General features: G+C 58.9%; 28 protein-coding genes and 1 pseudogene. 21 read left to right on the forward strand and 8 right to left on the reverse strand.

The features are described 5' to 3' along the window. The first annotated feature begins 41 nt into the window (after positions 1-41). Both ACI77I_RS15445 and ACI77I_RS15450 read left to right on the forward strand, forming a co-directional pair. Positions 42-803, forward strand: a complete 762-nt coding sequence (locus ACI77I_RS15445; protein ID WP_094950105.1) for a PIG-L deacetylase family protein — start codon at positions 42-44, stop codon at positions 801-803. A gap of 96 nt (positions 804-899) precedes the next feature. Continuing rightward, entirely contained in the window at positions 900-1,103 is a 204-nt protein-coding gene (locus ACI77I_RS15450) for a hypothetical protein (RefSeq protein WP_406997893.1), read from the forward strand. 32 nt (positions 1,104-1,135) lie between these two features. Here the strand turns inward: ACI77I_RS15450 and ACI77I_RS15455 are convergent, their stop codons facing one another. Then, a complete protein-coding gene (locus tag ACI77I_RS15455; protein ID WP_406997894.1) occupies positions 1,136-2,572 on the reverse strand; it encodes an amino acid permease in 1,437 nt (478 codons plus the stop codon). Between the two features lie 66 nt (positions 2,573-2,638). Further along, positions 2,639-3,673, reverse strand: a complete 1,035-nt coding sequence (locus ACI77I_RS15460) for a histone deacetylase family protein (RefSeq protein WP_242150036.1) — start codon at positions 3,671-3,673, stop codon at positions 2,639-2,641. A 121-nt stretch (positions 3,674-3,794) separates the two neighbouring features. Between ACI77I_RS15460 and ACI77I_RS15465 the strand changes: the two genes are divergently transcribed. The 3 genes from ACI77I_RS15465 (at position 3,795) to ACI77I_RS15475 (ending at position 7,481) form a co-directional block, all read left to right on the forward strand. Further along, positions 3,795-4,310, forward strand: coding sequence for an Lrp/AsnC family transcriptional regulator (locus tag ACI77I_RS15465; RefSeq protein WP_406997895.1), 516 nt, complete (start codon positions 3,795-3,797; stop codon positions 4,308-4,310). Positions 4,311-4,382: 72 nt separating this feature from the next. Continuing rightward, complete coding sequence (locus ACI77I_RS15470) at positions 4,383-5,111, forward strand: CPBP family intramembrane glutamic endopeptidase (protein WP_256589241.1); 729 nt, start codon at positions 4,383-4,385, stop codon at positions 5,109-5,111. 210 nt (positions 5,112-5,321) lie between these two features. Further along, positions 5,322-7,481: a TonB-dependent siderophore receptor gene (locus ACI77I_RS15475; protein ID WP_242150039.1), complete on the forward strand. Its 2,160-nt coding sequence runs from the start codon at positions 5,322-5,324 to the stop codon at positions 7,479-7,481. Positions 7,482-7,758: 277 nt separating this feature from the next. Here ACI77I_RS15475 and ACI77I_RS15480 read toward each other — a convergent pair whose 3' ends face one another. Next, on the reverse strand, positions 7,759-8,085 hold the full coding sequence (locus tag ACI77I_RS15480; protein ID WP_094950111.1) for a helix-turn-helix domain-containing protein: 327 nt from the start codon (positions 8,083-8,085) through the stop codon (positions 7,759-7,761). 163 nt (positions 8,086-8,248) lie between these two features. On the opposite strand from ACI77I_RS15480, the gene ACI77I_RS15485 reads away from it, so the two are divergent. After that, entirely contained in the window at positions 8,249-8,365 is a 117-nt protein-coding gene (locus tag ACI77I_RS15485; RefSeq protein WP_242150042.1) for a DUF4287 domain-containing protein, read from the forward strand. 9 nt (positions 8,366-8,374) lie between these two features. Here the strand turns inward: ACI77I_RS15485 and ACI77I_RS15490 are convergent, their stop codons facing one another. Further along, positions 8,375-8,854: a DUF2867 domain-containing protein gene (locus ACI77I_RS15490; protein ID WP_094950113.1), complete on the reverse strand. Its 480-nt coding sequence runs from the start codon at positions 8,852-8,854 to the stop codon at positions 8,375-8,377. 300 nt (positions 8,855-9,154) lie between these two features. On the opposite strand from ACI77I_RS15490, the gene ACI77I_RS15495 reads away from it, so the two are divergent. Together ACI77I_RS15495 and ACI77I_RS15500 are read left to right on the forward strand one after the other, a co-directional pair. Further along, positions 9,155-9,754: a hypothetical protein gene (locus ACI77I_RS15495; protein WP_242150044.1), complete on the forward strand. Its 600-nt coding sequence runs from the start codon at positions 9,155-9,157 to the stop codon at positions 9,752-9,754. A gap of 167 nt (positions 9,755-9,921) precedes the next feature. Further along, entirely contained in the window at positions 9,922-10,083 is a 162-nt protein-coding gene (locus tag ACI77I_RS15500) for a hypothetical protein (protein ID WP_406997896.1), read from the forward strand. Between the two features lie 667 nt (positions 10,084-10,750). Here the strand turns inward: ACI77I_RS15500 and ACI77I_RS15505 are convergent. After that, on the reverse strand, positions 10,751-10,903 hold the full coding sequence (locus ACI77I_RS15505) for a hypothetical protein (protein WP_176462914.1): 153 nt from the start codon (positions 10,901-10,903) through the stop codon (positions 10,751-10,753). A gap of 86 nt (positions 10,904-10,989) precedes the next feature. Continuing rightward, entirely contained in the window at positions 10,990-11,190 is a 201-nt protein-coding gene (locus tag ACI77I_RS15510) for a hypothetical protein (protein WP_242150047.1), read from the reverse strand. 150 nt (positions 11,191-11,340) lie between these two features. Between ACI77I_RS15510 and ACI77I_RS15515 the strand changes: the two genes are divergently transcribed. From ACI77I_RS15515 to ACI77I_RS15570, 12 genes and pseudogenes are all read left to right on the forward strand, one after another. Then, entirely contained in the window at positions 11,341-11,670 is a 330-nt protein-coding gene (locus ACI77I_RS15515; protein ID WP_263273129.1) for a hypothetical protein, read from the forward strand. A gap of 105 nt (positions 11,671-11,775) precedes the next feature. Continuing rightward, entirely contained in the window at positions 11,776-12,177 is a 402-nt protein-coding gene (locus ACI77I_RS15520) for a hypothetical protein (RefSeq protein ID WP_242150050.1), read from the forward strand. A gap of 140 nt (positions 12,178-12,317) precedes the next feature. After that, positions 12,318-12,710: a septation protein IspZ gene (locus tag ACI77I_RS15525; protein WP_406997897.1), complete on the forward strand. Its 393-nt coding sequence runs from the start codon at positions 12,318-12,320 to the stop codon at positions 12,708-12,710. A 156-nt stretch (positions 12,711-12,866) separates the two neighbouring features. Beyond that, complete coding sequence (locus ACI77I_RS15530; RefSeq protein WP_406997898.1) at positions 12,867-13,292, forward strand: hypothetical protein; 426 nt, start codon at positions 12,867-12,869, stop codon at positions 13,290-13,292. Between the two features lie 132 nt (positions 13,293-13,424). After that, positions 13,425-14,045: a LysE family translocator gene (locus ACI77I_RS15535; RefSeq protein WP_406997899.1), complete on the forward strand. Its 621-nt coding sequence runs from the start codon at positions 13,425-13,427 to the stop codon at positions 14,043-14,045. A 106-nt stretch (positions 14,046-14,151) separates the two neighbouring features. Next, a complete protein-coding gene (locus tag ACI77I_RS15540; protein WP_406997900.1) occupies positions 14,152-14,601 on the forward strand; it encodes an SUKH-4 family immunity protein in 450 nt (149 codons plus the stop codon). A 36-nt stretch (positions 14,602-14,637) separates the two neighbouring features. Then, complete coding sequence (locus ACI77I_RS15545; protein ID WP_406997901.1) at positions 14,638-15,357, forward strand: SDR family NAD(P)-dependent oxidoreductase; 720 nt, start codon at positions 14,638-14,640, stop codon at positions 15,355-15,357. A gap of 16 nt (positions 15,358-15,373) precedes the next feature. Continuing rightward, the gene (locus tag ACI77I_RS15550) at positions 15,374-15,760 is read left to right on the forward strand and encodes an ester cyclase (protein WP_094950159.1); all 387 of its coding nucleotides are present in this window, start codon (positions 15,374-15,376) and stop codon (positions 15,758-15,760) included. Between the two features lie 25 nt (positions 15,761-15,785). Beyond that, positions 15,786-15,901, forward strand: a pseudogene (locus ACI77I_RS15555) (VOC family protein); the annotation flags it as partial. 358 nt (positions 15,902-16,259) lie between these two features. Then, the gene (gene dapA, locus ACI77I_RS15560) at positions 16,260-17,123 is read left to right on the forward strand and encodes a 4-hydroxy-tetrahydrodipicolinate synthase (RefSeq protein WP_406997902.1); all 864 of its coding nucleotides are present in this window, start codon (positions 16,260-16,262) and stop codon (positions 17,121-17,123) included. Positions 17,124-17,265: 142 nt separating this feature from the next. Continuing rightward, positions 17,266-18,642: a pyridoxal-phosphate dependent enzyme gene (locus ACI77I_RS15565; protein WP_406997903.1), complete on the forward strand. Its 1,377-nt coding sequence runs from the start codon at positions 17,266-17,268 to the stop codon at positions 18,640-18,642. Further along, complete coding sequence (locus ACI77I_RS15570; RefSeq protein ID WP_406997904.1) at positions 18,639-19,805, forward strand: cystathionine gamma-synthase; 1,167 nt, start codon at positions 18,639-18,641, stop codon at positions 19,803-19,805. Before ACI77I_RS15565 ends, ACI77I_RS15570 begins: the two co-directional genes overlap by 4 nt. 153 nt (positions 19,806-19,958) lie before the next feature. Here ACI77I_RS15570 and ACI77I_RS15575 read toward each other — a convergent pair whose 3' ends face one another. Next, positions 19,959-22,157, reverse strand: coding sequence for an OsmC domain/YcaO domain-containing protein (locus ACI77I_RS15575; RefSeq protein WP_242150070.1), 2,199 nt, complete (start codon positions 22,155-22,157; stop codon positions 19,959-19,961). Between the two features lie 133 nt (positions 22,158-22,290). Between ACI77I_RS15575 and ACI77I_RS15580 the strand changes: the two genes are divergently transcribed. Continuing rightward, complete coding sequence (locus ACI77I_RS15580; protein ID WP_094950129.1) at positions 22,291-22,911, forward strand: LysE family translocator; 621 nt, start codon at positions 22,291-22,293, stop codon at positions 22,909-22,911. A 3-nt stretch (positions 22,912-22,914) separates the two neighbouring features. Here ACI77I_RS15580 and ACI77I_RS15585 read toward each other — a convergent pair whose 3' ends face one another. Further along, positions 22,915-23,571 carry an O-methyltransferase gene (locus tag ACI77I_RS15585; protein WP_406997905.1) on the reverse strand — a complete coding sequence of 219 codons (657 nt, stop codon included), beginning with the start codon at positions 23,569-23,571 and terminating at the stop codon, positions 22,915-22,917. Positions 23,572-23,654 lie beyond the last annotated feature (83 nt).

The following is a 23,654-nucleotide window of genomic DNA, read 5'->3' on the forward strand; positions in this document are numbered from 1 at the left end:
CGGGAAACGGCCCAGCACGAATCGACAAGGATGTGACACCCATGAAACTCGCCGCCTTAAGCGAGGGCCGTCGCGGCCCCGCGCAAATCTGGAACAGCGCCCCGCAGTTGGCGCAAATCCCCATTATCAGCCCCTCCTCTCTGGTGCCCCGAGGCGCACGCGTCGTCGTTATCGCGCCGCACCCGGGGGACGAGGTGCTGGCCTGCGGGGGCTTGCTGCAACTGCTCAGCACCCTGGAGCATCCGCTCCTGCTGATCTCAATCACCGACGGCAGCGCCAGCCATCCGGGCTCCCACGCCTGGCCGGCGAGCCGCCTGAGTGTGATTCGCCCCCAGGAGAGCGCCGAGGCTTTGCGTCGTCTGGGTATGCCACTGCATAGCTTGAAGTGGATTCGTGGCGGCTTTTGCGACGATGCCTTGGCCGCCCGTGAGCAGCCGATGAGCCAATTTATCGCGCGCTACCTGCAAGCCGGTGATGTGGTGTTCACCACCTGGCGCAACGACGGCAAAGACGACCATGACGCCGTCGGCCGTGCCACTGCCAAGGCTTGTAGCCTGGTAGGCGCGCGGCTCTATGAGCTGCCCATTTGGGCCTGGCACTCGCCCGCGCGCGACGGTGCGATGATCCCGTGGCAGCGTGCACGCAAAGTGCGCCTGGACACCTGGAGCGTGGCGCGCAAACTGCACGCCGTGCATGCGTACGCCAGCCAATTGGTCGGCGACCCGGCCATCGGGTTGGCACCCATGCTCGCCCAGGACCTGCTGGAACGCATGCGCGAGCCGTATGAGATCGTGTTTGCCTAGGCTTAGGTATCGCAGTGTGTACGCAGCGTTTAACCCGGGGCACTTGCTGAAACACCGCCGTTGCAGTTCGGTGCGCTGGGCATGGCGCATGCTGAAATGCCCGAGCCGCGAACGCTGGCCAGTCACAGCCAAACTCCCTTCGGCGCGCTCAAGCACATCAAGGCCGGCCTGCTCGATGCGGCTTATGCCGCCGTCGGCGTACCGACCATTACCCTGGAAGGCAGCGGCATTGGTCGCAACCTGCCGCAGGAAGCGCCGCCGGCGTTTGCCAAGGCCATCGTCGATGCGGATCACCTGTAAGGTTTTAGCTCCCCTCTTTACGCCATAGCGGGTCAGTGCGTGGCTTGCGTGTCGCGCACACTGGCGTTCATGGCTACCTGTGCAATGAAGCGTTTACGAACGTGCGACAACTGGTAGGCAATCCCTAGCCAGATAAACCATGCGGGCATCACACACAGTGCCAGTCGCGTGTCCGGCTGTAACGCGAGCAGGCACAGCACGAAGCCGAGAAACGCCAGGGAAAACCACGCCATCGGCACGCTGCCGGGCATTTTATAGAGTGATTGTGCGTGCAAATCCGGGCGTTTTTTACGGTAGGCGATGTAGGACGCGAGGATAGTCGACCAGGTAAAAATCACCAGGATCGCCGAAACGGTGGACACGATGGTGAAGGCCGTCATCACCTCCGGCACCACAAACAGCAACACCAGGCCCAGCAACATCAACAGCGTGGTAAAGGCCAGGCTGATAAACGGCACGCTGTTGTTCGACAGCCGCCGAAAAATGCCTGGCGCATCGCCCAGGTCGGCCAAACCGAAGAGCATGCGGCTGGCGGAAAACACGCCACTGTTGGCCGACGAGGCGGCGGACGTCAGCACCACAAAATTGACGATGCCCGCCGCCGCTGGAAAACCGGCGACCAGGAACAGCTCCACAAACGGGCTTTTGCTCGACGAGACCTGCTGCCAGGACGTCACGGCGATGATGCACGCCAGCGCCAGCACGTAGAACAGGATAATGCGCAGCGGGATTGAGTTGATTGCCTTGGGCAGGGTCTTCTCTGGCGCGCGGGTTTCAGCGGCCGCCGTGCCGATCAGCTCGGTGCCGGCGAAGGAGAAGATCGCCATCTGGAAACCGGCGAAGAACCCGAACACGCCGTTGGGGAACGCCGCCTGTTTATCCAGCAAGTGGCTTAACGAGGCGGTGACGCCGGTGGGCGAGACAAACGCACTGGCAATCAACACCAGGCTCACGCCGATCAGCGTCACCACGGCGATGATCTTGATGATCGCAAACCAGAATTCCACCTCGCCAAACAAACGGACCGTGAGCACGTTCAACGCGAACAGCGTGAGCAACATGCCCACGGCCGGCATCCACGCCGGTACGCCGGGGAACCAGTACTGGAAAAACCCACCCACCACCACGGCATCCCCCACCACCGCCACGCTCCAGCTCAGCCAGTACGACCAGCCGAGAAAAAACGCCGCGCGCGGCCCCAGGTAGGCACCGGCAAAGTCGGCAAAGCTCTTGAAGTTGAGGTTGGATAACAGCAGCTCGCCCATGGCGCGCATCACGAAGTACACAAAGAGGCCGATGATCATGTAGATCAGGATGATCGAGGTGCCCGAGAGCGCGATGATCTTGCCCGAGCCCATGAACAGGCCCGTGCCGATCGCACCGCCCATGGCCATCAACTGGATGTGGCGGTTGCTCAGGGTGCGTTGCAACGCAGGCTTTTCTGTCAGCCCAGGCGTGGTTGTTTTCATTACAAAACCTCTTGTTATGTTTTTGAGTTTTGGCAGAAAAGAAGTGAGCGGTTTTTATTTTTGGGTTCAGGCGGTCTTGCTTTCGAAACCGTGCAGCACGTTGACGGCATTGATGCCGATCTCATCGACCATGTAGCCGCCTTCCATCACAAACAGCGTGGGTGCGCCGACGCTGGCGATGATCTCGCCCATGCCGAGGAAGTCCTGGGTCTCCAGAAGGAAATGGCTGATAGGGTCGTCCTTGAAGGTGTCGACCCCCAGGGAAATCACCAGCACTTCGGGGGCGAAATCGCGCAGGTGCCGGCACGCGTCGATCAACGCGGTTTTGTAAGCGGCCCAGGTGGTGTTTTTCGCCAGCGGGTAATTCAGATTGAAGCCCTCCCCGGCACCCTCGCCGCGCTCGCTGCTGAACCCGGAAAAATACGGATAAGACACCGCCGGTTCGCCATGCAGGGAGATGAACATCACGTCCGGGCGTTGATAGAAAATATTCTGCGTGCCGTTGCCATGGTGGAAATCCACGTCCAGCACCGCCACGCGCTGGGCGCCCTGGGTGATGGCCTGCTGCGCGGCAATCGCCGCGTTGTTGAGGTAGCAATAACCGCCCATGTATTCACGGGCGGCGTGGTGGCCCGGCGGCCGGCACAAGGCGAACGCGCTGTTGTGGCCTTCGTCGATCAGGGCCAGGCCGGTGAGCGCGATGTCGGCGCTGGTCTTGACCGCATTCCAGGTGGTGGGCGTGATCGGCGAACCGGCGTCCATGGCAAAGAAACCCAACTTGCCGTCGATGAAGTCCGGCACCTGTTGGTTGGCCAGGTCACGCACCGGCCACACCAGCGGCAGCGCGTCATGGCTGCGACCAATCGCAGACCATTGCGCCCAGGCGGTTTCGAGGAATGACACGTAGCGTTCGCTGTGGGCGTTGACGTAACACGCGCGGTCAAAGGTGCGCGGCACGATGATATCGCCGAGCCCGACGTGCTGGACGCGATCGCGCACGGTGTCGGCGCGGCTCGGTTGTTCGAATGAGGGTTTGAGCACACCGTCCTTCAATTCGGTGCCATGGTGCAAACGGTGGGCATCACTAAAAACAGTCAGCATTTTTTAACATCCGCCAGTAAAAGACAGGGTCTATTTTGTTCCGGCGTTGCTGGGCTTTCTTTGCTTTTAGTTCGCGCACTGTTAGGTTTATCGGGAATTTTTACCTCAGCGATGGCGCATTATGAAAAATAAAACCAAGCAGGTCGCTCTTGATGACACCGATCTCGCCATCCTCGCGTTGCTGCAGGAAGACGCGAGTATTTCCAATGCGCAACTCAGCGAGCGCCTGTCCCTGAGCCTCACGCCGTGCTGGCGCCGACGTAAACGCCTGGAAGAAGAAGGCGTGATCAAGGACTACCAGGCCAACCTCGATCGCAAGATGCTGGGGCTGGATATCATGGCGTTCGTGCATGTGCGCTTCGCCATCCACACCGACCATGCCCCGGATGCCTTCGAGGCGGTGGTCAAGACGCTGCCCGAGGTGCTGGCCTGCCACAAAATCACCGGCGATGCGGACTATCTGTTACAGGTGCTGGCCGAAGATCTGGACAGTTACAGTGAGTTTGTCGAGAACGTGTTGCGACGCCAGTTAGGCATTGCATCGATCCAATCGAGCCTGGCGTTGCGTGAGGTGAAGGCGACGAGCCGGTTGGCGATTCCCGGGCGGGAAAGCCCTCAAGCCGGGAACCGTCAATAACCAAGGACATGTGAGGTTAACCAGGTGACTTAGTGGCAAAATGCCTTTTTTCCCCATACGCATGGAGCGACTGTGACGCACGTTATTGCCCCCTCGGAATCCACCCTCCGCCCAACCTCGCCTTCGAACTTCCGCTTCTTCAGACGCCTCGGGATGTTCGTCCTGGCGGCGTTGATTATGCTGCTGGCGCCAATTCCCGGCCTGCTGCTGGTGCCGCCAGCGATGCAGACCTACTTGATGTTCGTCACCAACATGGGCGTCGTCGGGTTGCTGCTATCCGGGTTGTTCGTGGTGCAACACCGACATGACCTGGCCGCTACGTTTTATGGCGACCACATCCGCAAGCCATTACGCCTGGGCGCGATTGCCTTGGTTGCCGCGTATGCGCTGTGCGGGCTGGCCGTCAGCGCACTGGGGTTGCCGCGTGAAGCGTTCATGGCGCAGATGTACAGCGGCCTGACCCAGTGGCAAACCCTGATCAAATTGGCTTCGCTGATTATCCTTCCACCGATTGCCGAAGAGCTGATGATGCGCCACTACCTGCTGCGCCTGTTTCCCTACGAGCGCAGCGTGGCGTGGAAGTGGATCGCGGTGATTGTGACGTCCGCACTGTTCGCCAGCCTGCATACCCAATACGCCAGCTCGACCACGATGACATTGATCTTCGTGCTGGGCTGCCTATTCGCCTGGGCGAGAATTGCCAGCGGCGGCTTGCTGGTGCCGATTTTGCTGCACATGCTGGCCGAAGTGGTGGGGTCGAGTCTTGACTGGACCTGGACGTGGGCAGGGCTTTACGGCTGACCCCAGGCACCCTTCGGGATGGGCGTAAACCTGATGTTCGCGCCCACTTCCCAACGTGAATGGCAAAACGCTCGCCCCCAAGATGTGAAAAATTCGTTAACTAATTCTCGCCGAAGGCTTTTTCCCGCTGCTTCAATCTGCCAGACTGATGCGAATAATTCTTAACATCATTATTATTCGCCAGGGACGGCGCTCGGGGAGAGTCAGTCCATGTCTGTGCAACAACACGTGAGCAAGCGTTTTTCACCCAATTTGATCGCGATGGCGGTGTGTATCGCCACCTCACCAGCGGCCTTCGCCGCCGATGCGCAACAGCCGCCAGCGGTGGTTGAGTTGGGCGCGACGCAGATCAACACTGAGCAACCACTCGGTACGACCACCGAGGGCAGCCAGTCCTACACCACGGGGTCGATGGCGACTGCGACCAAACTGCCGCTGAGCCTGCGCGAAACGCCGCAAGCGGTGACGGTGATTACCCGTCAGCGCATGGACGACCAAGCCATGACCAGTGTCAACGATGTGGTGAAGAACACCCCCGGCCTGTTTCTCAGCCAAGCCGACGGCCCCGGCCGACAGAGCTATAAGTCGCGTGGTTTCGACATCGATAACATGATGTTCGATGGCATCCCAAGCGCCTATTCCGGCTACGCCAACAGCGTGCAACCTAACCTCGCGATGTTTGACCGCGTGGAGGTGATTCGCGGTGCTACCGGTCTGGTCACCGGCGCAGGCAACCCTTCGGCGGCGCTCAACTTCGTGCGTAAACGGCCGACGGCCACGCCGCAAGTGTCGCTCACGGGCGCGGTCGGGAGCTGGGATGACTACCGTGGTGAAATCGACGCCTCCAGTGCCTTGAATGACAGCGGCACCTTGCGCGGCCGTATGGTGGGTTCGTATCGCGATGCGGACACCTTCCGCGATAAGGAAAACAGCAACCACGGCCTGTTCTACGGCATCACCGAAGCGGACCTCAACGAAGACACGACCGCCACCCTGGGCTTCTCGCGCCAGGAGGACCAGACTAATTTCTTCTGGGGTGGCTTGCCCATCGGCACCGACGGCCATCACCTGAACCTGCCCCGCTCCACCAACCCCGGCAGTGACTGGGAAAACAAGAAACTGACCATCGACACCGTGTTCGGTGACATCGAACGCCGCTTCGAAAACGGCTGGAAACTCCACGTCGCCGGCTCGTCATCACAACTCGACGGCGTATTCACCGGCAGCTACCAGTCGCGCTACAAAACTGAACTGGCGAGGACCGCCTATCAATCGCACCAGGATGACAAACAGTACGGGCTGGATACGTTTGCCAGCGGCCCGGTCAATGCCTTCGGCCGTACCCATGAACTGGTGGTCGGCACCAGCAAACGCATCTACGACGCCACGTCCAAGGAATACAGCCCTTACGACACCAATTATCCGCTTAATGGCGCGAAACCCGACTTTGTGCGCGACGGCAAAGGGCACAGCATCACCACCCAGGACGGCGTCTACGTGACCACTCGCCTCAACCTGGCCGACCCGCTCAAAGTGATCCTCGGCGCGCGTCTGGACTGGTACGACTACGATGACCGCCAAGGCGACGGCGACTACAAGATCACCAAAAACCTGACGCGTTACGCCGGTGTGATCTATGACCTGGACGAGCACCACTCCGTCTACGCCAGCTACACCGACATCTTCAGCCCGCAGTCCAACAAGGACTTCTCGGACAAACCCCTGACCCCCATCGTCGGCGAAAACTACGAAGTCGGTATCAAGGGCGAATACTTCAACGGCGCGCTTAACGCCAGCCTGGCGCTGTTCCGTATCGACCAGAAAAACCGCGCCACACTGCCTGAAAGCCAAGCTGGATGCCCGACCATTACCTGCTACGAAGCCTCCGGCCTGGTACGCAGCCAAGGTGTCGACATGGAACTGCAAGGCGCACTCACCGAAAACTGGCAAGTCGGTGCCGGCTACACCTACACCCGCGCCCACTACATCAAGGACAGCAACGCCGCCAACAACAACCAGCGCTTCGACACGGACACCCCCGAGCACCTGTTCAAGATCACCTCGTCCTATCGCTTCCAGGGCCCACTGGAAAAACTGCGCGTCGGTGGCAACGTGAACTGGCAGAGCCGCATGTATAACGACGTCGTCCTGGCTGACAAAAGCAGCTATCGCCTGGAGCAAGGCAGCTATGCCGTGGCGGACGTGATGGCGGGCTACCGGGTGAGCAAGCATTTGGACCTGCAGCTCAACGTCAACAACATCTTCGACCGCACCTACTACTCGGCAATTGCCACCAGCCCGACCTGGGGCGCCAACGACACCTACGGCAACCCACGCAGCTACGCGCTGACCGCCAAGTACGACTTCTAATCAGCCTTGGCGCTGCGTCTATCCGTTCGGATAGACGTTCTTAACGTCCCGCTCAGGGATGCCGATAAAGTTTTGGCATCCCTGAAGCTTAAAAAACACCGAATACCTGCTTCACGCCCCAGGCGGCCCGCGTGGCACGCCGCCTGCCTGTGGTGCTGACGGCACTCTATCGCGCCATCGGCGGCCTCCGCCTGATGCACTGCTTTTGGATGCAGGCCTGATGATCGAGGTTGGATGCGTTGGGGCGCAGGTTTCATCAGTGACGCGCCCCAAAGCCCTATGCGTCTTTGGAAAGTGAGGAAGTGATCTGTGCAATCGCACCGCGATCCTGCTTCTGCAGCGTACGGTACTGGTTGAGGATCTCCGTCTCTTGCTCGCTGAGGTCATCCGAACTCATGAGCGAACGCTCACCGCTAAGCAGGTAAAGCACATCAACCCCGCGCTTGCGGATAGCCATCAGGTAATCGGATTTTGGCAGCCGTTCACCGCGCTCATAGTGGCCTTGTGCATTCTCGGCTACGCCACCGAGGGCACCGAAGTCGTGTTGGGAGAGTAAGAGCCGTTTGCGCTCTTCCTTTAAGCGCACGCCTAAATTGCCGTCCATGTTGAATGCCTAATCTGAGGGGTTTAACCCACCATACGCTTATACCCAGGTAAGAAGGACATTCATTTGAGATGGCTGGGTGGGGCGAAAAGCGATAGATAGTCGGCTTATGTTCCGTTATGACCTGAACAAAAACACCTGAGCAAAAAAGCGAGTTTGCAGCATGACCGACGACACAAAAACAAAAGGCCCGACCTGGCTTAAAACCGAACATGGCATGGGCCACGGCCACGCCAATGCGTGGCTGGCGTATTACTTAGCCGCTGAAAACGGCAAATGAGCCACTGCCCTACCCTTCAAGCTTGCGTTTCAGTCGCCTCAGGTCACGGTTGACGATCAGCTTGTGCACCGGGCCGACCGGCACCATGTAGACACGGCCAAAGGCGTTATGGGTGACCACCGATGAAGTGACCGTAACCACACGCTCGCTGATCGACAGGCAAATCATCACATCCAGATGGCGGTCGCGCTCAGTCAGCACCAGCCTGTCGGGGGCACTGTGCTCCACCAGAAAAAAGTCCAGCCGCTCGCCCACCTGCACACGCTCTCGCCGAGTGCCGGAGAACCCACCGATGCGTTTCACGCCAAACAGCGCGCAAATCGCGTCGCGGATTCGGAATGCCTGCTGAAACAGCCATCCTGGCTCGGCCGTCACGATGTTCCAAGCTTCAAGCGCCGTGACCTCAACCGGCAGCAGGGTTGACCGGCAGTCGTAATAATCCAGTTCAGACAGTGCGCGCAGGGTGTGAGCAATAGGGGGCGTTGCCAAACGTTCTCTCCTTGGTCATAGCAATCAACTACCATCCTGCGCAGGTATTTCCTACCTCGCAACTCATAATTCTTACGCACGATGAGGTTTTATCCATGACGGGCTGGGACGCTGTTTATGCTGAGGCCGAACGCCGTTCTTTTGTCGCGAGCCATGAGCCTCGTGGAGGACCGTGGAAGCCATCGCACCTTTGAATCTGGCGCTGAGCGCACGACGGAATGGTCGACCACGATAGAGAAAATCGTGGCAACCTGAGTCGTTCCTGTTCTTGCCAATTTCCTTATAGCCTGAGCACAACAAATGGTATCCGCACAACAAGCCAGCGCCAGCATCCTTGAGCTATTTAAAGGTTCCATCAGAGATGGCCGTGCGCAGCGATTCGTCATTCAGTCGTGTGAGCTTTCTTCGGACGGCAACTTCTGGGTGATTCGCTGTAACACCGAGGACTATGTGGTGCACGGCAAGTTCGAGTATTGCCTTGTCGGCGTGAATGCCCATCTGGTCGACGTCAGAACCGGATCGCATGAGACGGTAGCCAGCTGTTTCAGTGTTGACGAGTACCTGCAAGACAAACGCGACGTTCATGCAGCGGCTGGTAAGTGCTACGTATTGGTCCCGGTCTTCTCTCGTGAAAGTAAAGAGGCGGTCATCAATCTGCGACAGAAGTTGCAGTGTTCTTACCCGCAAAGCTTTGCGCTCCTGTCGAGCACAGGTCGACGTTGGCTTACAGGTACGCGAAGGTACCTTGAGCATGCCCAGCGCTTGCTTGCTATCGAAGGAATAGCAACCGGCATTGAGCTGGAATCTGACCCGAGCGGCGCTATTGCGATTGGGCCGGAAACCTGGCACATCAATGCGGTACTGAGAGCGCTTGAAAAAAAACGGCTGCAAGATAAGTGAAATAAGGGTCAGACCACGTGAAACACAAGGGTGGTCTACGCCGCATTTTCAAAGATCCGACAAACAAAATAGGCTCAAGGACCGGTTTAGACTGCACCGAAATCCTGTTAGAGAGTATGGACATGCTGATTGAGTGCCAGCGATGCGGCCAAGGTTACGTTCGAGCAATGCGTGTTCGCTCTACGCAACGCTTGCTGTGGGTGTGCGAGGAATGTGACGCGACGTGGAAGCGCCAGGCTGATGTGAATGTCAGTCAATTTGAAGACTACGCAACCTTAATGGCAGCCATGGGGCACCGTGGCTTGTGGGACGCGTTGGAACCCCAGTGAAAAAGCGCCCTCGCGTGCATTTTTATCAAGCGCTTGGGTTAAAAGCAGGCAACCCATGGCCCGGATAGAATGAAGCGGTGATCAAGGACCCCATCCCTCCACACGGCAGCTGTAGTGTGGGCAAATCAACCAGTCCCCTTTTCTAAAGTAGGTCCAAATGATGACTCCGCTCGATCTTCATGACTTAGATCTTGGATGGGTCGCCTCTGACGCCTTCGGGCAGGTTGCGCTCTTCACTACGGGTGGTCCGGGGCCGATTCCTGACTCCGCACTTCCCAGCGTCGAGAATTCAGAAGAATGGGTGCTTTCATTGCCGCAGGTGTCCGCTGTAGATCGGGCCACCTCCATGCCCAGCGCAAACGCTTTCGTTGAATTTGCCAAGCGTGGGTTCTTTGCCTATGACTGGTCGGACGTTCATCGCGCTACACACCGGGCCTTGAGGGGGTACGAGCTGCAATACCGTCCAATGAGTCCACTGACCCTTGTCGACTTGCCGGCCCCTTTACGGGCATTGGCTGAGGTTACCCGCCTACCTGACGTAACGTTTGGCGTATCTATCATCGTGATAGGTGACCAGGTTTCTTAGCCGTCATTCGGCGGTTAAAACCTGCCTCTGGCTGGTTGCCGTCCTTCGCGACAGACCTCAATCGGCCGATTGACCTGCCCATCAAGCCTGCGCAACAAACCCCTGCGCTGCCCGCCGTTCAAGCATCGCGGCTTCCGTCTCGCGCGTGGCCCGCTGGCCTTTGTCGGACAACAGCGTGTAAAACGTCGCGCTCCTGAACTCTTCGGGAACCATGGTGTGCGTGTCTTTGAACAAGGGCGCCAGGTCAATGGTGTTAGCAAAGTTTTCCTTGGTCAGGCTCTAGTAGCCCATGTAGCTGCCGGACCAAGGTGAATCGGCGTCTACCAGGCGATAGAGGCATCGCGATAATTCACCGCAGCCGCTTTGAGGCCAAGGGTGTTGTTCAGCAGATCCGTAAGCCGCTGGGTATCCGAACGACTGAGCTGGCTGGCGGTATCGAGCACTTTAAGCGTGCCGTCGGCCTCGACCGTGAAGCCATACTTTTTGTCGGCAAGGTCAGTCGCCCGTCTCGCCACCTTCATAGTTGGGTTGCGGTCACTCACCCTCAAAGGGTATTAAGGTCGCGCTTACGCTTTCCGCTGGCCGTCGGTTTGATGCTTATCGGTTGTGCACCCACCCAAACCGACCTTGCAATGAAGTGAAAGTCAGTCATTAGCCATCGCGGGAAGAAGATGAAAGACCCCTTCAGCTATGTCTGGTTATTACCGCTGCTTGAAAAGCCTTTCGCAACAGCAGCACTTGATTTGCCAGAGGCGGTAAGCGCCCTCAGCGAAAAATACACGCTGCCTACCGGGATCGCACTGCAACCGCTGGTGATCACAGCGCTGACGTCAGATTCCGACTATTGGGCGGGGCTGGCGCTTAAATGGCTGGAGGATGGTTTTCCTACGGACCCTGAGCTGGCCGCTCTACTGGTTCATTGCGCCGAGAACAAAACATTGTCACAGTCTCACCGCCACAGGGCACGTAGACTGGCCTATCGAAAAATTTCCTCTAGTTGATGCTGACGGTGAGTGGCAATTCCAGGCCAGAAGCAGTCTGCCCATTCACGAAAGCGGTTTTGGCCCCACCGAGGGCCTCTTAGTCGTTATACCGGATCTGAAGACATGCAATGCAAGCCCCTGAAGATACTTTTAATTTCTCTTTCAGCCATGACTCATACCGTGTCAGCGGATCAAAAAGACTTGAACCTTGAGCCGCTTGCCATGGCGAACATACGTTGCGCTGGGTTTTATACGGCCGCACTAATGGTGGTCAAGCCAGAAGCGAAGAAAGAGTATGAATCCAGATTCAACACGCATTACGCCCTGTCACACCAGCTCAGCGCCTCGTATGAAGCGCTGGCAGAGAACCTGAACAAAGAAATCCAACGCCACGCCACCGAAGTTTCCGCTTTTAAAGAGAAAGCGCAGGTTGTCGACTTCCTAAGCAAAAACTTCATTAAGTGCAGTTCAATCGAAGCCCACTCCGCGGCCCTGATTAAAAACAACACCCTTCACCCAGAATAACTCACTGACTCAATACTCAACCGCAACGCTAACAACAAGGATGTAGACAGTCATGATAAAACGGCGATTTTCCCTGGCGTTCAGCCTGCTATGGCGCGCTTACGTTTTGCATTTCATGTACAGCTTTTTATGCTGTCATCGTGCTCGGGCTGACGTTCGGCAATCGGATGATCGGCAGCAAAAACTTCTTGCTGTACGGGCCTTCAGTCGCGCTCGGAGTGTACGCGCTGCTGCTCGTAATCCTGGAGGCAGGATGGCGTATCAATTTACTGCGAGCAGTGTTCGGCGGGCGTTTGAAGCGTTCGCCGGCTGAATGGCGAACCTACGTTCTTCTACTCACACTGTTGATCACCACGATGGCAACCGTTGACGCTCTGATTGCCTTTTTTGCTGCGGGGAATGTTTGGTTAGTCTACAAACTCTACGGTGGCCCTCTGCTGTTTGCCGTGGGTGTGTTCACTATCAGTTGGACCCAGGCGACGCCTATCACCGTAGAAGTGAGCACTGCGCCCGTAGAGAACGCGTCGGCATGATCGCCGTCGCCTCTGTGGGCTTGGATGCTGCGAATGCCCGATCCCTCCCATGGAACTTCCCGCAAAAATGATGTCAATTTGATTGCATCGCACCACAGCAAGATAAATGGGATCGTTTAGCGTCAGGCTATTTCCTGGCACGCCATGGAGAGAAAAATGAGAGTCATCATTGGGATGTTATTAATGTTCAGTGCCTACGCATATGCCGGGTGCGGCAACATCAGTGACGACGATCAGCGCGCTTACTGCAACGCCAAAACCAGTGGCCAAAGTTGCGGCAACATCCACGACAGCGACCTTCGGGCCACGTGCCTTGCAGAAATGAGCGGCCAAAGTTGCGGCAACATCAGCGACAGCGATCAACGCGCTTATTGCAATGCCAAAACCAGTGGCCAAAGTTGCGGCAACATCCACGACAGCGACCTTCGAGCCACGTGCCTTGCAGAAATGAGCGGCCAAAGTTGCGGCAACATCAGCGACAGCGATCAACGCGCTTATTGCAATGCCAAAATCAATGGCCAAAGCTGCGGCAACATTCGCGACAGCAACCTGCGTAACGAATGTGAAACCCTGAAGCGTTGAGCTATCAATCACGTGGGGCCAGCGGCTTTTAATCGATACTGGCCCTGCGAACTTGAACGCATCAGTTGTTTTAGCGCCTGCCCATCTCTTATCCTCGTGACCACCTATGCCCCCGTCGATACCGGAGTTCACATGGACCTCGCCACGCTCGCCCTCTTCCTCCCCGCCTGCTTCGCCCTGAACATGGCGCCCGGCCCCAACAACTTGCTGTCAGTCAGCAACGCCACCCGCTACGGCTATCGCACCTCGTGCCTGGCCGGTATCGGCCGTTTACTGGCCTTCGCCGGCATGATCGCCCTCGCTTCCGCTGGCCTGGCGGTGGTGTTGCAAACCTCGGAGTTGTTGTTCTACGCAATCAAGATTCTGGGCGCGGCGTATCTGTTTTATTTGGCGTTTCAGCTGTGGCGGGCTAATCCGCAGGCAGAGGCTGAGGCCGCTGCGGGCAAGGTGGGATTATGGGCGTTGGCGCGTCAGGAGTTTCTGGTGGCGGCGGGCAACCCGAAGGCCATTTTGATCTTCACCGCGTTCCTGCCGCAGTTTGTAGTGCCGGGCCAGCCGATCACGCCGCAATTTGCACTGCTGGGTGCGATGTTCCTGATGCTGGAATGGATTGCCATCAGCGCCTACGCGTATATGGGCCTGCATATGCGCCGCTGGTTTGCGCAGCCACGTGGCAAGCGGATTTTCAATCGCTGCTGCGCGGGGTTGTTGTCGGCGGCGGCGACGGTGTTGTTGATGGCCCGCCGGGCGTGAGTCGCCGCCGGCGAGTATCCCAACACTGCTGCGAGGGTCTATGAGCGAGTTTGACTTTAAAGCGCGGTTTGTCGCAGCGCTGCCTTCCCTGCCGCCAGGGTTGGACTTGCAGCTTGATGAGTTCATTTTCTGGGAAGCCGGCCAGCTTCCCGTTATGCCTGAAGAAGACGCCGAGTTTCTGGTTAAACAAGGGCTGCCGGACGGTGCCGCGCCCTTCCTGAGTTTTGCCGTTTACAGCGACACAGAAGCGACCCGCAGGCGGATGATTTTCGGGGTTGCCGATCACTATTTTCCGCTGGGGCATACCGGGTCTGGGGATGTGTTGGCACTCGACTGCCAAACGCGTGAGGTGGTCTATTTCAATCACGACTTCAACAATCAGCGCGTTTTTATCAACGCTACGCTGCCGCTGTTTGCGCAGTGCCTGTGCGTGTTTCAGCAGCATCTACGCGACAACACGATGGCGCGCTGCCTGGACGAGATCGGGCGTATTGACCCACTCGCGGCAGCGCCAGGTAGTCTGTGGGCCGAAGAAGTCAGCGCCGAGCTCGGTTGACACTGGCGAGTCGTAATCAGACATAAGGAAACGTCGATGAGAACCCTGGTAGTAGGCGCAAGCAAAGGCTTGGGCAAAGCATTGATCGAGGGGCTGGGTGAACCTGGGGACACGCTGATCGGCGTCTCGCGCTCCCAGCCTGCGCACCTGGACCACAAGGCCGGTGTAGAGGTGCAGTGGGTCGAGGCCAACCTGGCGGAACCGGCCAAAGCTGCGCGAGTTATTGAAGAGGCGGTGTCAGAGCACGGCCTGGACACGCTGATTTACAACCTGGGAATTTGGGAAGAATTGGCCTTCGACCCAGCGTACAGTTTTCTGGGCGACAGCGACGACCAACTGGAAGCCATCGTCAGTTGCAACATCACTGCAACCCTCCTGCTGATCAAACGCCTGTTGCCAGCGCTGCTCAAAAGCGCCAACCCGAGGATCATCCTCACCGGCTCGACCTCCGGCCTGCCGCAAAGTGGCCGGCCGGAAGTCGCCTTCGGCGCCTCCAAATTTGCCTTGCGTGGTATAGCCGATGCACTGCGCGAAGGTTATCGGCAGCAGCGCCTGGCGGTCACGTGCCTGAACCTGGGCGACTTGAATACCGAAGACCCGTTGAGCACGCCGCGCGCGCTCGCCGAGCAACGCGGTGAAGGCCAGTTGATCCCGGTGCACGATGTGGTGCAGGTGGTACGCATGATCTTGAGCCTGTCGTCCGCCAGTTTCGTCAAGGACATCACCTTGCCGGCCATTCTGGATGAGCGCTTTTAACCTGGGAGAACGCGGCATGCGCCGTAACGAACTCGCCGAGTTTTACCGAGGCTATATCGACTGCCTCAACCAGCAGGACTGGCAACGCCTCGGCGATTTCGTGCATTCGCAGGTGACTTACAACGCCAACACGGTAGGCCTGGCGGGCTACCGCGCCATGCTGGAACGGGACTTTCGCGAAATCCCGGATTTGGTGTTTCGTGTCCAACTGCTGATCGCCGACCCACCGACCATTGCCAGCCGCTTGAACTTCAATGTGAGCCCACGAGGCGAATTCTTCGGGCTACCGATCAACGGCAGGACGGTGAGCTTCGATGAGAACGTATTCTATGAAATCGTCGATGGGAAAATCGCCCGCGTCTGGTCGGTGATCGATAAGGCGGCTATCGAGCAGCAGCTTTGATGGATAAACACCGAGGAGACCTGAGATGACTCACAAAAACACGCTCTGCCTCTGGTACAACGGCACCGCCCTGGAAGCCGCCCTCTTCATGCCAAGGCCTTTCCCGACAGCGCCGTGAAGGCCGTGCACTCCGCCCGCGGGTGAGGCGGCTGTTCGGGCACTGAAAACACCAAAGATTAACTGAGTTGGCTTGCGTGGTACGAGCGCGCAGTTGACACATTCCGTCACATCCATTGAAGATGGAGGCCTTATTCAGGGTGTGCCCACACATGTCTGCATCGTCTTTCGTTAACCTTTGCGCCATTGGCTTGATTGCCAAGGCGCAAGGTTGCGTGGCGCACGCCCTCAAATCGAAGAAACAGTCGCTCATGTGACCGGGGCGCGCTGTCCCGTCAGATGAGTTGACAGGACATTGAGCGCGACGGACCTCCCTCCCTTTGCACAATTGCCTCTGCCCTTCTGACGGTGACTCAAGCGGTCAACCATCAGGAGAAAGTGCATGTCATCGTTTCAAGGTATCTGGGTTCCCATCGTCACGCCATTTCATGACGGCGCCATCGACTTTATCGGCCTGCGCCGGCTGGTCAGCCACCTGTTGGAAAAGCACGTGGCCGGGATCATGGTGTGCACCACCACCGGCGAAGCCGCATCTTTGAGCCGCCAGGAACAGCTGGCCGTGCTGGATGCGGTGCTGCAACTGGTGCCCGCGCACCGCGTGGTGATGGGCCTGGCGGGCAACAACCAAATCGAACTGCTGCAGTTCCTGGCCCACATCCTGCAGCGCCCGGTGGCCGGTTTGTTGGTGCCGGCGCCAAGTTACATCCGCCCGTCCCAGGCCGGCCTTGAGGCGTTTTTCCGCACGGTGGCGGATGCGTCCAGCGTGCCGATCATCCTGTATGACATCCCCTACCGAACCGGCGTGACCTTCGAACAGGCTACGCTGCTGAACATCGTCAAACATCAGCGAATCGTCGCAATCAAGGATTGTGGCGGCAACCTGGCAACCACCTTGGCGCTGCTCGCCAGTGGCGACGTGGACCTGTTGTGCGGCGAGGACCTGCAGATTTTCAACGCGCTGTGCCTGGGCGCCAGCGGTGCGATTGCGGCCTCAGCACATGTGCGCACCGAGGACTTTGTGGCGCTGTGCCAGCAAGTGCGGGATAACCGGCTCACCGAAGCCAGGGCGACTTTTTTCAAGTTAGTGCCGTTGATCAACACCCTGTTTATGGAGCCTAACCCGGCGCCGGTGAAGGCCGCGCTGGCCCTGCAAGGGTTGATCGGCAGTGCGTTGCGCGCCCCGATGCAAACCGCCAGCACGGCCGTAATAGAGCGGTTGCAGCAGGTCTCAATCAGCGGCGCTTAATCATCAAAACCCGTTCATGCGCCAAAAAAAGACATCCACAGGACCGCCCGGTTGCGACCGGCGCGATCCCGGCCTATGTTCCAAGCCATGCTTTGCATTTTTGCTGTCCCGCACCCAATCCTCTTGCGTATCAGGTGACGACATGCCCACCCTTTCCCGCCCCGCCGTGCTCGAACTGATCGGCAATACGCCGCTCGTCAAGGTCAGCCGTTTTGATACCGGCCTGTGCACGTTGTTTCTCAAGCTTGAATCGCAAAACCCCGGCGGCTCGATCAAAGACCGCATCGGCCTGGCGATGATCGACGCCGCCGAACGCGATGGCCGCCTGCGCCCCGGCGGCACCATCATCGAAGCCACCGCCGGCAACACCGGCCTGGGTCTGGCGCTGGTCGGCCGAGCCAAAGGCTATCGGGTGGTGCTGGTAGTGCCCGACAAAATGTCCACCGAGAAAGTGCTGCACTTGAAGGCCATGGGCGCCGAGGTGCATATCACCCGCTCCGATGTCGGCAAGGGCCACCCCGAGTATTACCAGGATATGGCCGCGCGCCTGGCCAAGGACATTCCCGATTCGTTTTTCGCCGACCAATTCAACAACCCGGCCAACCCGCTGGCCCACGAAACCAGCACTGCGCCGGAAATCTGGGCGCAAACCCAACATGACGTGGACGCAATTGTGGTGGGCGTCGGCTCGGCCGGCACCCTCACCGGCCTGACCCGCTTTTTCAAACGGGTACAGCCGGAGCTGGCCATGGTACTGGCCGACCCGGTGGGTTCGGTGATGGCCGAATACAGCCGCAGCGGCAAGATGCAAACCCCAGGGTCGTGGGCCGTGGAAGGCATCGGCGAAGACTTTATCCCCTCAATTGCCGACCTTTCCAGCGTGCGGCACGCCTATTCGATCAGCGATGAAGAAAGCTTCGACCACGCCCGCCAACTGCTCAAGGCTGAAGGCATTCTGGGCGGCTCCTCCACCGGCACCCTGCTCGCCGCTGCGCTGCGGTATTGCCGCGAGCAAACCGTCCCGAAACGCGTGGTCACCTTCGTCTGCGACACCGGCACGCGCTACCTGTCCAAGGTCTACAACGACCAGTGGATGAACGACGCGGGCCTGTTGCAATACAAACACTACGGCGACCTGCGCGACCTGATCGCGCGCCGCTTCGAAGACGGCCGCGTGATCAGCGTGAGCCCCGACGATACGCTGCTCACCGCCTTCCAGCGCATGCGCCTGGCCGACGTCTCGCAACTGCCGGTGCTGGTCGATGGCCAGAGACTGGTGGGCGTAATCGATGAATCCGACATCCTGCTGGGGCTGCATCACGACGCCGCGGATTTTTCCATGCTTGTCGCCAGCGCCATGTCCGACACCTTGCAAACCCTGGCTCCGAGTGCCAGCCTGACTGAACTGCAGGCGGAACTGGATCGCGGCCTGGTCGCCATCATCGCCGACGCCTCAGGCTTCCACGGCCTGATTACTCGCGTCGACCTGCTTAATCACCTACGGAGATCCCTCGCATGAGTCAGCCCGATAAAAGTGCGTTTGCCACCCGCGTGATCCACGCTGGGCAATCACCCGACCCGACCACGGGCGCGCTGATGCCGCCGATCTATGCCAACTCCACCTATTTGCAAGACAGCCCCGGCGTGCACAAGGGCTTTGACTATGGCCGCTCCCACAACCCCACGCGGTTTGCCCTGGAACGTTGCGTGGCCGACCTTGAAGGCGGTAGCCAGGCGTTTGCCTTTGCCTCGGGGCTGGCGGCGATTTCCACCGTGCTGGAACTGCTCGATGCCGGCGCGCATATCGTCTCCGGCAACGACCTGTACGGCGGCACCTTCCGCCTGTTCGATAAAGTGCGCCAACGCAGCGCCGGGCACCGTTTCAGCTTTGTCGACCTGAGCGACCTGTCGGCGTTTGAAGCGTCATTGCAAGACGACACGCGCATGGTTTGGGTCGAGACCCCGAGCAACCCGCTGCTGAGCCTCACCGACCTGAGCGCCATCGCACGCATCTGCCGTGACCGCGGCATTATCTGCGTGGCCGACAACACGTTCGCCAGCCCATGGATCCAGCGCCCGCTGGAGCTGGGTTTCGACATCGTGGTGCACTCCACCACCAAATACCTCAACGGCCACTCTGACGTAATCGGCGGCGTCGCCATCGTCGGCCATAACCCGGAACTCGCCGAGCGCCTGGGCTTCCTGCAAAACTCAGTCGGCGCGATTGCCGGGCCTTTCGATGCGTTCCTGACCCTGCGCGGGGTAAAAACCCTGGCGCTGCGCATGGAGCGCCATTGCAGCAATGCTCTGGATTTGGCCACTTGGCTGGAAAAGCAGCCGCAAGTGTCGCGCGTTTACTACCCAGGCCTGGCCTCACATCCGCAGCATGAGCTGGCACGTCGACAAATGCGTGGGTTTGGCGGGATGATTTCGGTGGATTTGAACAGCGACCTGGCCGGCGCTACGCGCTTCCTGGAAAACGTCAAGATCTTCGCCCTGGCCGAGAGCCTCGGCGGCGTGGAAAGCCTGATCGAACACCCGGCGATCATGACCCATGCCAGCATTCCAGCGGCGACGCGGGCGCAGCTGGGCATTGGCGATGGGTTGGTGCGGTTGTCGGTGGGCGTTGAGGATGTGGAAGACCTGAGGGCCGATTTGGCCCAGGCGTTGGCGCTGATCTAACCCATTGATCGTTCCCACGCTCCGCGTGGGAATGCCGCCTGGGACGCTCCGCGTCCTGCCTGGAAAGGGTGACGCAGAGCGTCACGGGATGCATTCCCACGCAGAGCGTGGGAATGATCAAATGTGGGAGCCTGCTCCCACAGGGGTTTAGCGTCAGGCTGAAGTGATGTCGGCGCGTGCCGAGTGCAGCTTTTTGTAGCTCTCGATCAAGCGCAAATGCCGGTCCAGCCCTTCCAGCTTCAGGCTGGTCGGCGTCAAGCCATAGAAGCGCACCGTGCCGTTCACCGAACCAATCACCGCATCCATCCGCTCGTTGCCAAACATGCGGCGGAAGTTGGCCTCATAATCCTCAAGCGCCAAGTCCTCGTCCAGGTGCATCTCCAACACCGCATTCACCGCCTGGTAGAACAGCCCGCGCTCAACGGTGTTGTCGTTGTACTGCAGGAACATTTCCACCAACTCCTTGGCGTCTTCGTATTGCTGCAAGGCCAGATAAATCAGCAGCTTCAACTCAAGGATGGTCAGTTGGCCCCACGCGGTGTTGTCGTCGAACTCGATGCCGATCAAGGTGGTGATGTCGGTGTAATCGTCCAGCTCGCTTTCCACCAGACGCTCAGCCAAGGCCTTCAGCTCGTCATCGCTGAGGCTGTGCAGGTTGAGGATGTCGGCGCGGAAAAACAGTGCCTTGTTGGTGTTGTCCCAGATCAGATCATCCACCGGGTAGATTTCCGAGTAGTCCGGCACAAGGATGCGGCACGCGGTGGCGCCGAGGTGTTCGTACACCGCCATGTAGGACTCTTTGCCCATGCCTTCCAGAATACCGAACAAGGTCGCGGCTTCCTGGGCGTTGGAGTCTTCACCCTGGCCCGAAAAGTCCCACTCGACGAATTCGTAATCCGATTGGGCGCTGAAGAAACGCCACGAGACCACGCCGCTGGAGTCGATAAAGTGCTCGACGAAGTTGTTCGGCTCGGTCACCGCGTGGCCTTCAAAGGTCGGCTGCGGTAAGTCGTTCAAGCCCTCGAAGCTACGGCCCTGGAGCAATTCGGTGAGGCTGCGTTCCAGCGCCACTTCCAGGCTTGGGTGGGCGCCGAACGAGGCAAACACGCCGCCGGTGCGGGGGTTCATCAAGGTCACGCACATCACCGGGAATTCACCACCCAAGGACGCGTCCTTGACCAACACCGGGAAGCCCTGGGCTTCCAGGCCCTGGATACCGGCGAGAATCCCCGGGTATTTGGCCAGCACTTCAACGGGTACGTCGGGCAGTGCGAACTCGCCTTCGATGATCTCGCGCTTGACCGCACGCTCAAAAATCTCCGACAGGCACTGCACCTGGGCTTCGGCCAGGGTATTGCCCGCGCTCATGCCGTTGCTGAGGTAGAGGTTTTCGATCAGGTTGGACGGGAAGTACACCACTTCGCCGTCGGACTGGCGCACGAACGGCAGCGAAACAATACCGCGCGCTTCATTGCCCGAGTTGGTGTCGTACAGGTGCGAGCCACGCAGTTCGCCATCGCGGTTGTAGATTTTCAGGCAGTAGGCGTCGAGAATTTCAGTCGGCAGCTCGTCTTTGCGCCCCGGCTGGAACCAGCGCTCATCCGGGTAATGCACGAACGGCGCGTTGGCCAGCTCCTCACCCCAGAACTGATCGTTGTAGAAGAAGTTGCAGTTGAGCCGCTCGATAAACTCGCCCAATGCCGACGCCAGTGCGCCCTCCTTGGTCGCGCCCTTGCCATTGGTAAAGCACATCGGCGAGTGTGCATCGCGGATATGCAGCGACCACACGTTAGGCACGATATTGCGCCACGAAGCGATTTCAATCTTCATGCCCAGGCCGGCGAGAATGCCCGACATGTTGGCGATGGTCTGCTCCAGCGGCAGGTCCTTGCCCGCAATGTAGGTGCCGGCTTCTGACGTGGAACTTGGCATCAACAGCGCCTGAGCATCGGCGTCGAGGTTTTCGACTTCCTCAATGACAAACTCCGGCCCGGCCTGCACGACTTTCTTCACCGTGCAGCGGTCGATGGAACGCAGGATGCCCTGTCGGTCCTTGTCGGAAATGTCCGCCGGCAACTCGACCTGGATCTTGAAGATCTGGTTGTAGCGGTTTTCCGGATCAACGATGTTGTTCTGCGACAGGCGAATATTGTCCGTAGGGATGTTGCGCGTTTGGCAATACAGCTTCACAAAGTACGCCGCACACAACGCCGACGAAGCCAGGAAGTAATCGAACGGACCCGGGGCCGAACCGTCGCCTTTGTAGCGAATCGGTTGGTCGGCAATCACCGTGAAGTCATCGAACTTGGCTTCAAGCCGAAGGTTGTCGAGAAAGTTGACCTTAATTTCCATGCGGGCACACCAGAACGAGCTAAACAAATTGGCCGCCATTATGAAGATTTTCGCCGGGAAGTCTCAGGGTTTTCCGAATTGCCTGCCGATCGGTGCTAACGTTTCGTCCACCTCATGTTGAAGTCATGCGCCCATGTCCATCACCGATAACCTCCTCGCCTTCACCTTCGCCGCCACCCTGCTCACGCTCACGCCCGGGCTCGACACCGCGCTGGTGTTGCGAACCGCCACGGTAGAAGGCAAGCGCCAGGCGCTGCAGGCCACCCTGGGCATCAACGCCGGTTGCCTGTTGTGGGGCGCGGCCGTGGCCTTTGGCCTGGGCGCGCTGATCGCGGTGTCGGAGTTGGCGTACAACCTGCTCAAGTACTGCGGCGCCGCGTACCTGGCGTGGCTGGGACTGAACATGCTGCTGCGCCCGCGCCACTCACTGTCAACGGTTGAGGCCGAAAACAAGCCCAGTGGCAACTGGTTCCTCAAGGGCATGCTCGGCAATGTGCTGAACCCCAAGGTGGGGATTTTCTACGTGTCGTTTTTGCCGCAATTCATTCCCCAAGGCCATTCGTTGGTTGCCTGGACCTTCGGCCTAGTGAGCATTCATGTGGTACTGGGCCTGGCGTGGTCGCTGGTGCTGATTGGCGCCACCCGGCCCCTGTCCGGATTTCTGCGCAAGGAAAAGGTCATCCGGTGGATGGACCGCACCACCGGCTTGATCTTTGTGTTGTTTGCCGCGCGCTTGGCGTTCAGCAAACGCTAAGCCTTAGCGCAGGCGAATGGAGAGTTCGATGTCATCGGCAAACGCCACCGACAAATAGCCATTCGCAGGATCACGCACGCGCGCCAGGTATTGCGGGCAGTAGTCGGTGTTGTCAGCCACCACCAGTGCGCCGGGGCGCAGGTGTTTTTCCATCAGGTTCAGCACATCGCCATACAGGGCCTTGGCGCCGTCCAGCAGCAGCAAGTCGACCGCTTCCGGCATGTCTGTGGCCAGGGTGACCAGTGCATCGCCTTCACGAATGTCGATCAGGTCGTTCACGCCGCCTTCAATGAAATGCTTGCGCGCCAGTGCGATCTTCGAGGGCTCGAACTCACTGCCAATCAACACGCCGCCGCCGTTGTCGCGCAGCGCGGCGGCCAGGAACAACGTGGACAGACCGAACGAGGTGCCAAACTCGACAATCGCCCGCGCCTTACTGCTGCGCGCCAGCATGTAGAGCAAGTGGCCGGTGTCGCGGGAGACCGGCAGCCACAGGTCTTTGAGCATCGTGTAGAGCTCAAGGTAGTCGGTTTTGCTGTGCATCATCCGCTCGCGTTCTTCACGCGACACGCTGTTGATGAGCGGGCTGGTCGCCGCGCCGGCTTGTGCGTAAAGGCGTTCGATCAAGGGCGCCAGTGGCGCAGAGGTCAGGGTTGCCATGATTGATTTCCGTCAGGTTGAGGCTAAGCTGGCTGGGGCTAGGATGCGACTAATTCGTCGCATTAAAAGTATGCGAGTGATTC

The organism is Pseudomonas sp. D47 (genome assembly GCF_045447305.1).
Classification (GTDB): domain Bacteria; phylum Pseudomonadota; class Gammaproteobacteria; order Pseudomonadales; family Pseudomonadaceae; genus Aquipseudomonas.

Bases quoted from the DNA above. Each gene is read 5' to 3' on its own strand.
- ACI77I_RS15445 (WP_094950105.1), top strand. From the start codon at position 42: ATGAAACTCGCCGCCTTAAGCGAGGGCCGTCGCGGCCCCGCGCAAATC.
- ACI77I_RS15450 (WP_406997893.1), top strand. From the start codon at position 900: ATGCCCGAGCCGCGAACGCTGGCCAGTCACAGCCAAACTCCCTTCGGC.
- ACI77I_RS15455 (WP_406997894.1), bottom strand. From the start codon at position 2,572: ATGAAAACAACCACGCCTGGGCTGACAGAAAAGCCTGCGTTGCAACGC.
- ACI77I_RS15460 (WP_242150036.1), bottom strand. From the start codon at position 3,673: ATGCTGACTGTTTTTAGTGATGCCCACCGTTTGCACCATGGCACCGAA.
- ACI77I_RS15465 (WP_406997895.1), top strand. From the start codon at position 3,795: ATGAAAAATAAAACCAAGCAGGTCGCTCTTGATGACACCGATCTCGCC.
- ACI77I_RS15475 (WP_242150039.1), top strand. From the start codon at position 5,322: ATGTCTGTGCAACAACACGTGAGCAAGCGTTTTTCACCCAATTTGATC.
- ACI77I_RS15480 (WP_094950111.1), bottom strand. From the start codon at position 8,085: ATGGACGGCAATTTAGGCGTGCGCTTAAAGGAAGAGCGCAAACGGCTC.
- ACI77I_RS15485 (WP_242150042.1), top strand. From the start codon at position 8,249: ATGACCGACGACACAAAAACAAAAGGCCCGACCTGGCTTAAAACCGAA.
- ACI77I_RS15495 (WP_242150044.1), top strand. From the start codon at position 9,155: ATGGTATCCGCACAACAAGCCAGCGCCAGCATCCTTGAGCTATTTAAA.
- ACI77I_RS15500 (WP_406997896.1), top strand. From the start codon at position 9,922: ATGCGTGTTCGCTCTACGCAACGCTTGCTGTGGGTGTGCGAGGAATGT.
- ACI77I_RS15510 (WP_242150047.1), bottom strand. From the start codon at position 11,190: ATGAAGGTGGCGAGACGGGCGACTGACCTTGCCGACAAAAAGTATGGC.
- ACI77I_RS15515 (WP_263273129.1), top strand. From the start codon at position 11,341: ATGAAAGACCCCTTCAGCTATGTCTGGTTATTACCGCTGCTTGAAAAG.
- ACI77I_RS15520 (WP_242150050.1), top strand. From the start codon at position 11,776: ATGCAATGCAAGCCCCTGAAGATACTTTTAATTTCTCTTTCAGCCATG.
- ACI77I_RS15530 (WP_406997898.1), top strand. From the start codon at position 12,867: ATGAGAGTCATCATTGGGATGTTATTAATGTTCAGTGCCTACGCATAT.
- ACI77I_RS15535 (WP_406997899.1), top strand. From the start codon at position 13,425: ATGGACCTCGCCACGCTCGCCCTCTTCCTCCCCGCCTGCTTCGCCCTG.
- ACI77I_RS15545 (WP_406997901.1), top strand. From the start codon at position 14,638: ATGAGAACCCTGGTAGTAGGCGCAAGCAAAGGCTTGGGCAAAGCATTG.
- ACI77I_RS15550 (WP_094950159.1), top strand. From the start codon at position 15,374: ATGCGCCGTAACGAACTCGCCGAGTTTTACCGAGGCTATATCGACTGC.
- dapA (WP_406997902.1), top strand. From the start codon at position 16,260: ATGTCATCGTTTCAAGGTATCTGGGTTCCCATCGTCACGCCATTTCAT.
- ACI77I_RS15565 (WP_406997903.1), top strand. From the start codon at position 17,266: ATGCCCACCCTTTCCCGCCCCGCCGTGCTCGAACTGATCGGCAATACG.
- ACI77I_RS15570 (WP_406997904.1), top strand. From the start codon at position 18,639: ATGAGTCAGCCCGATAAAAGTGCGTTTGCCACCCGCGTGATCCACGCT.
- ACI77I_RS15575 (WP_242150070.1), bottom strand. From the start codon at position 22,157: ATGGAAATTAAGGTCAACTTTCTCGACAACCTTCGGCTTGAAGCCAAG.
- ACI77I_RS15580 (WP_094950129.1), top strand. From the start codon at position 22,291: ATGTCCATCACCGATAACCTCCTCGCCTTCACCTTCGCCGCCACCCTG.
- ACI77I_RS15585 (WP_406997905.1), bottom strand. From the start codon at position 23,571: ATGGCAACCCTGACCTCTGCGCCACTGGCGCCCTTGATCGAACGCCTT.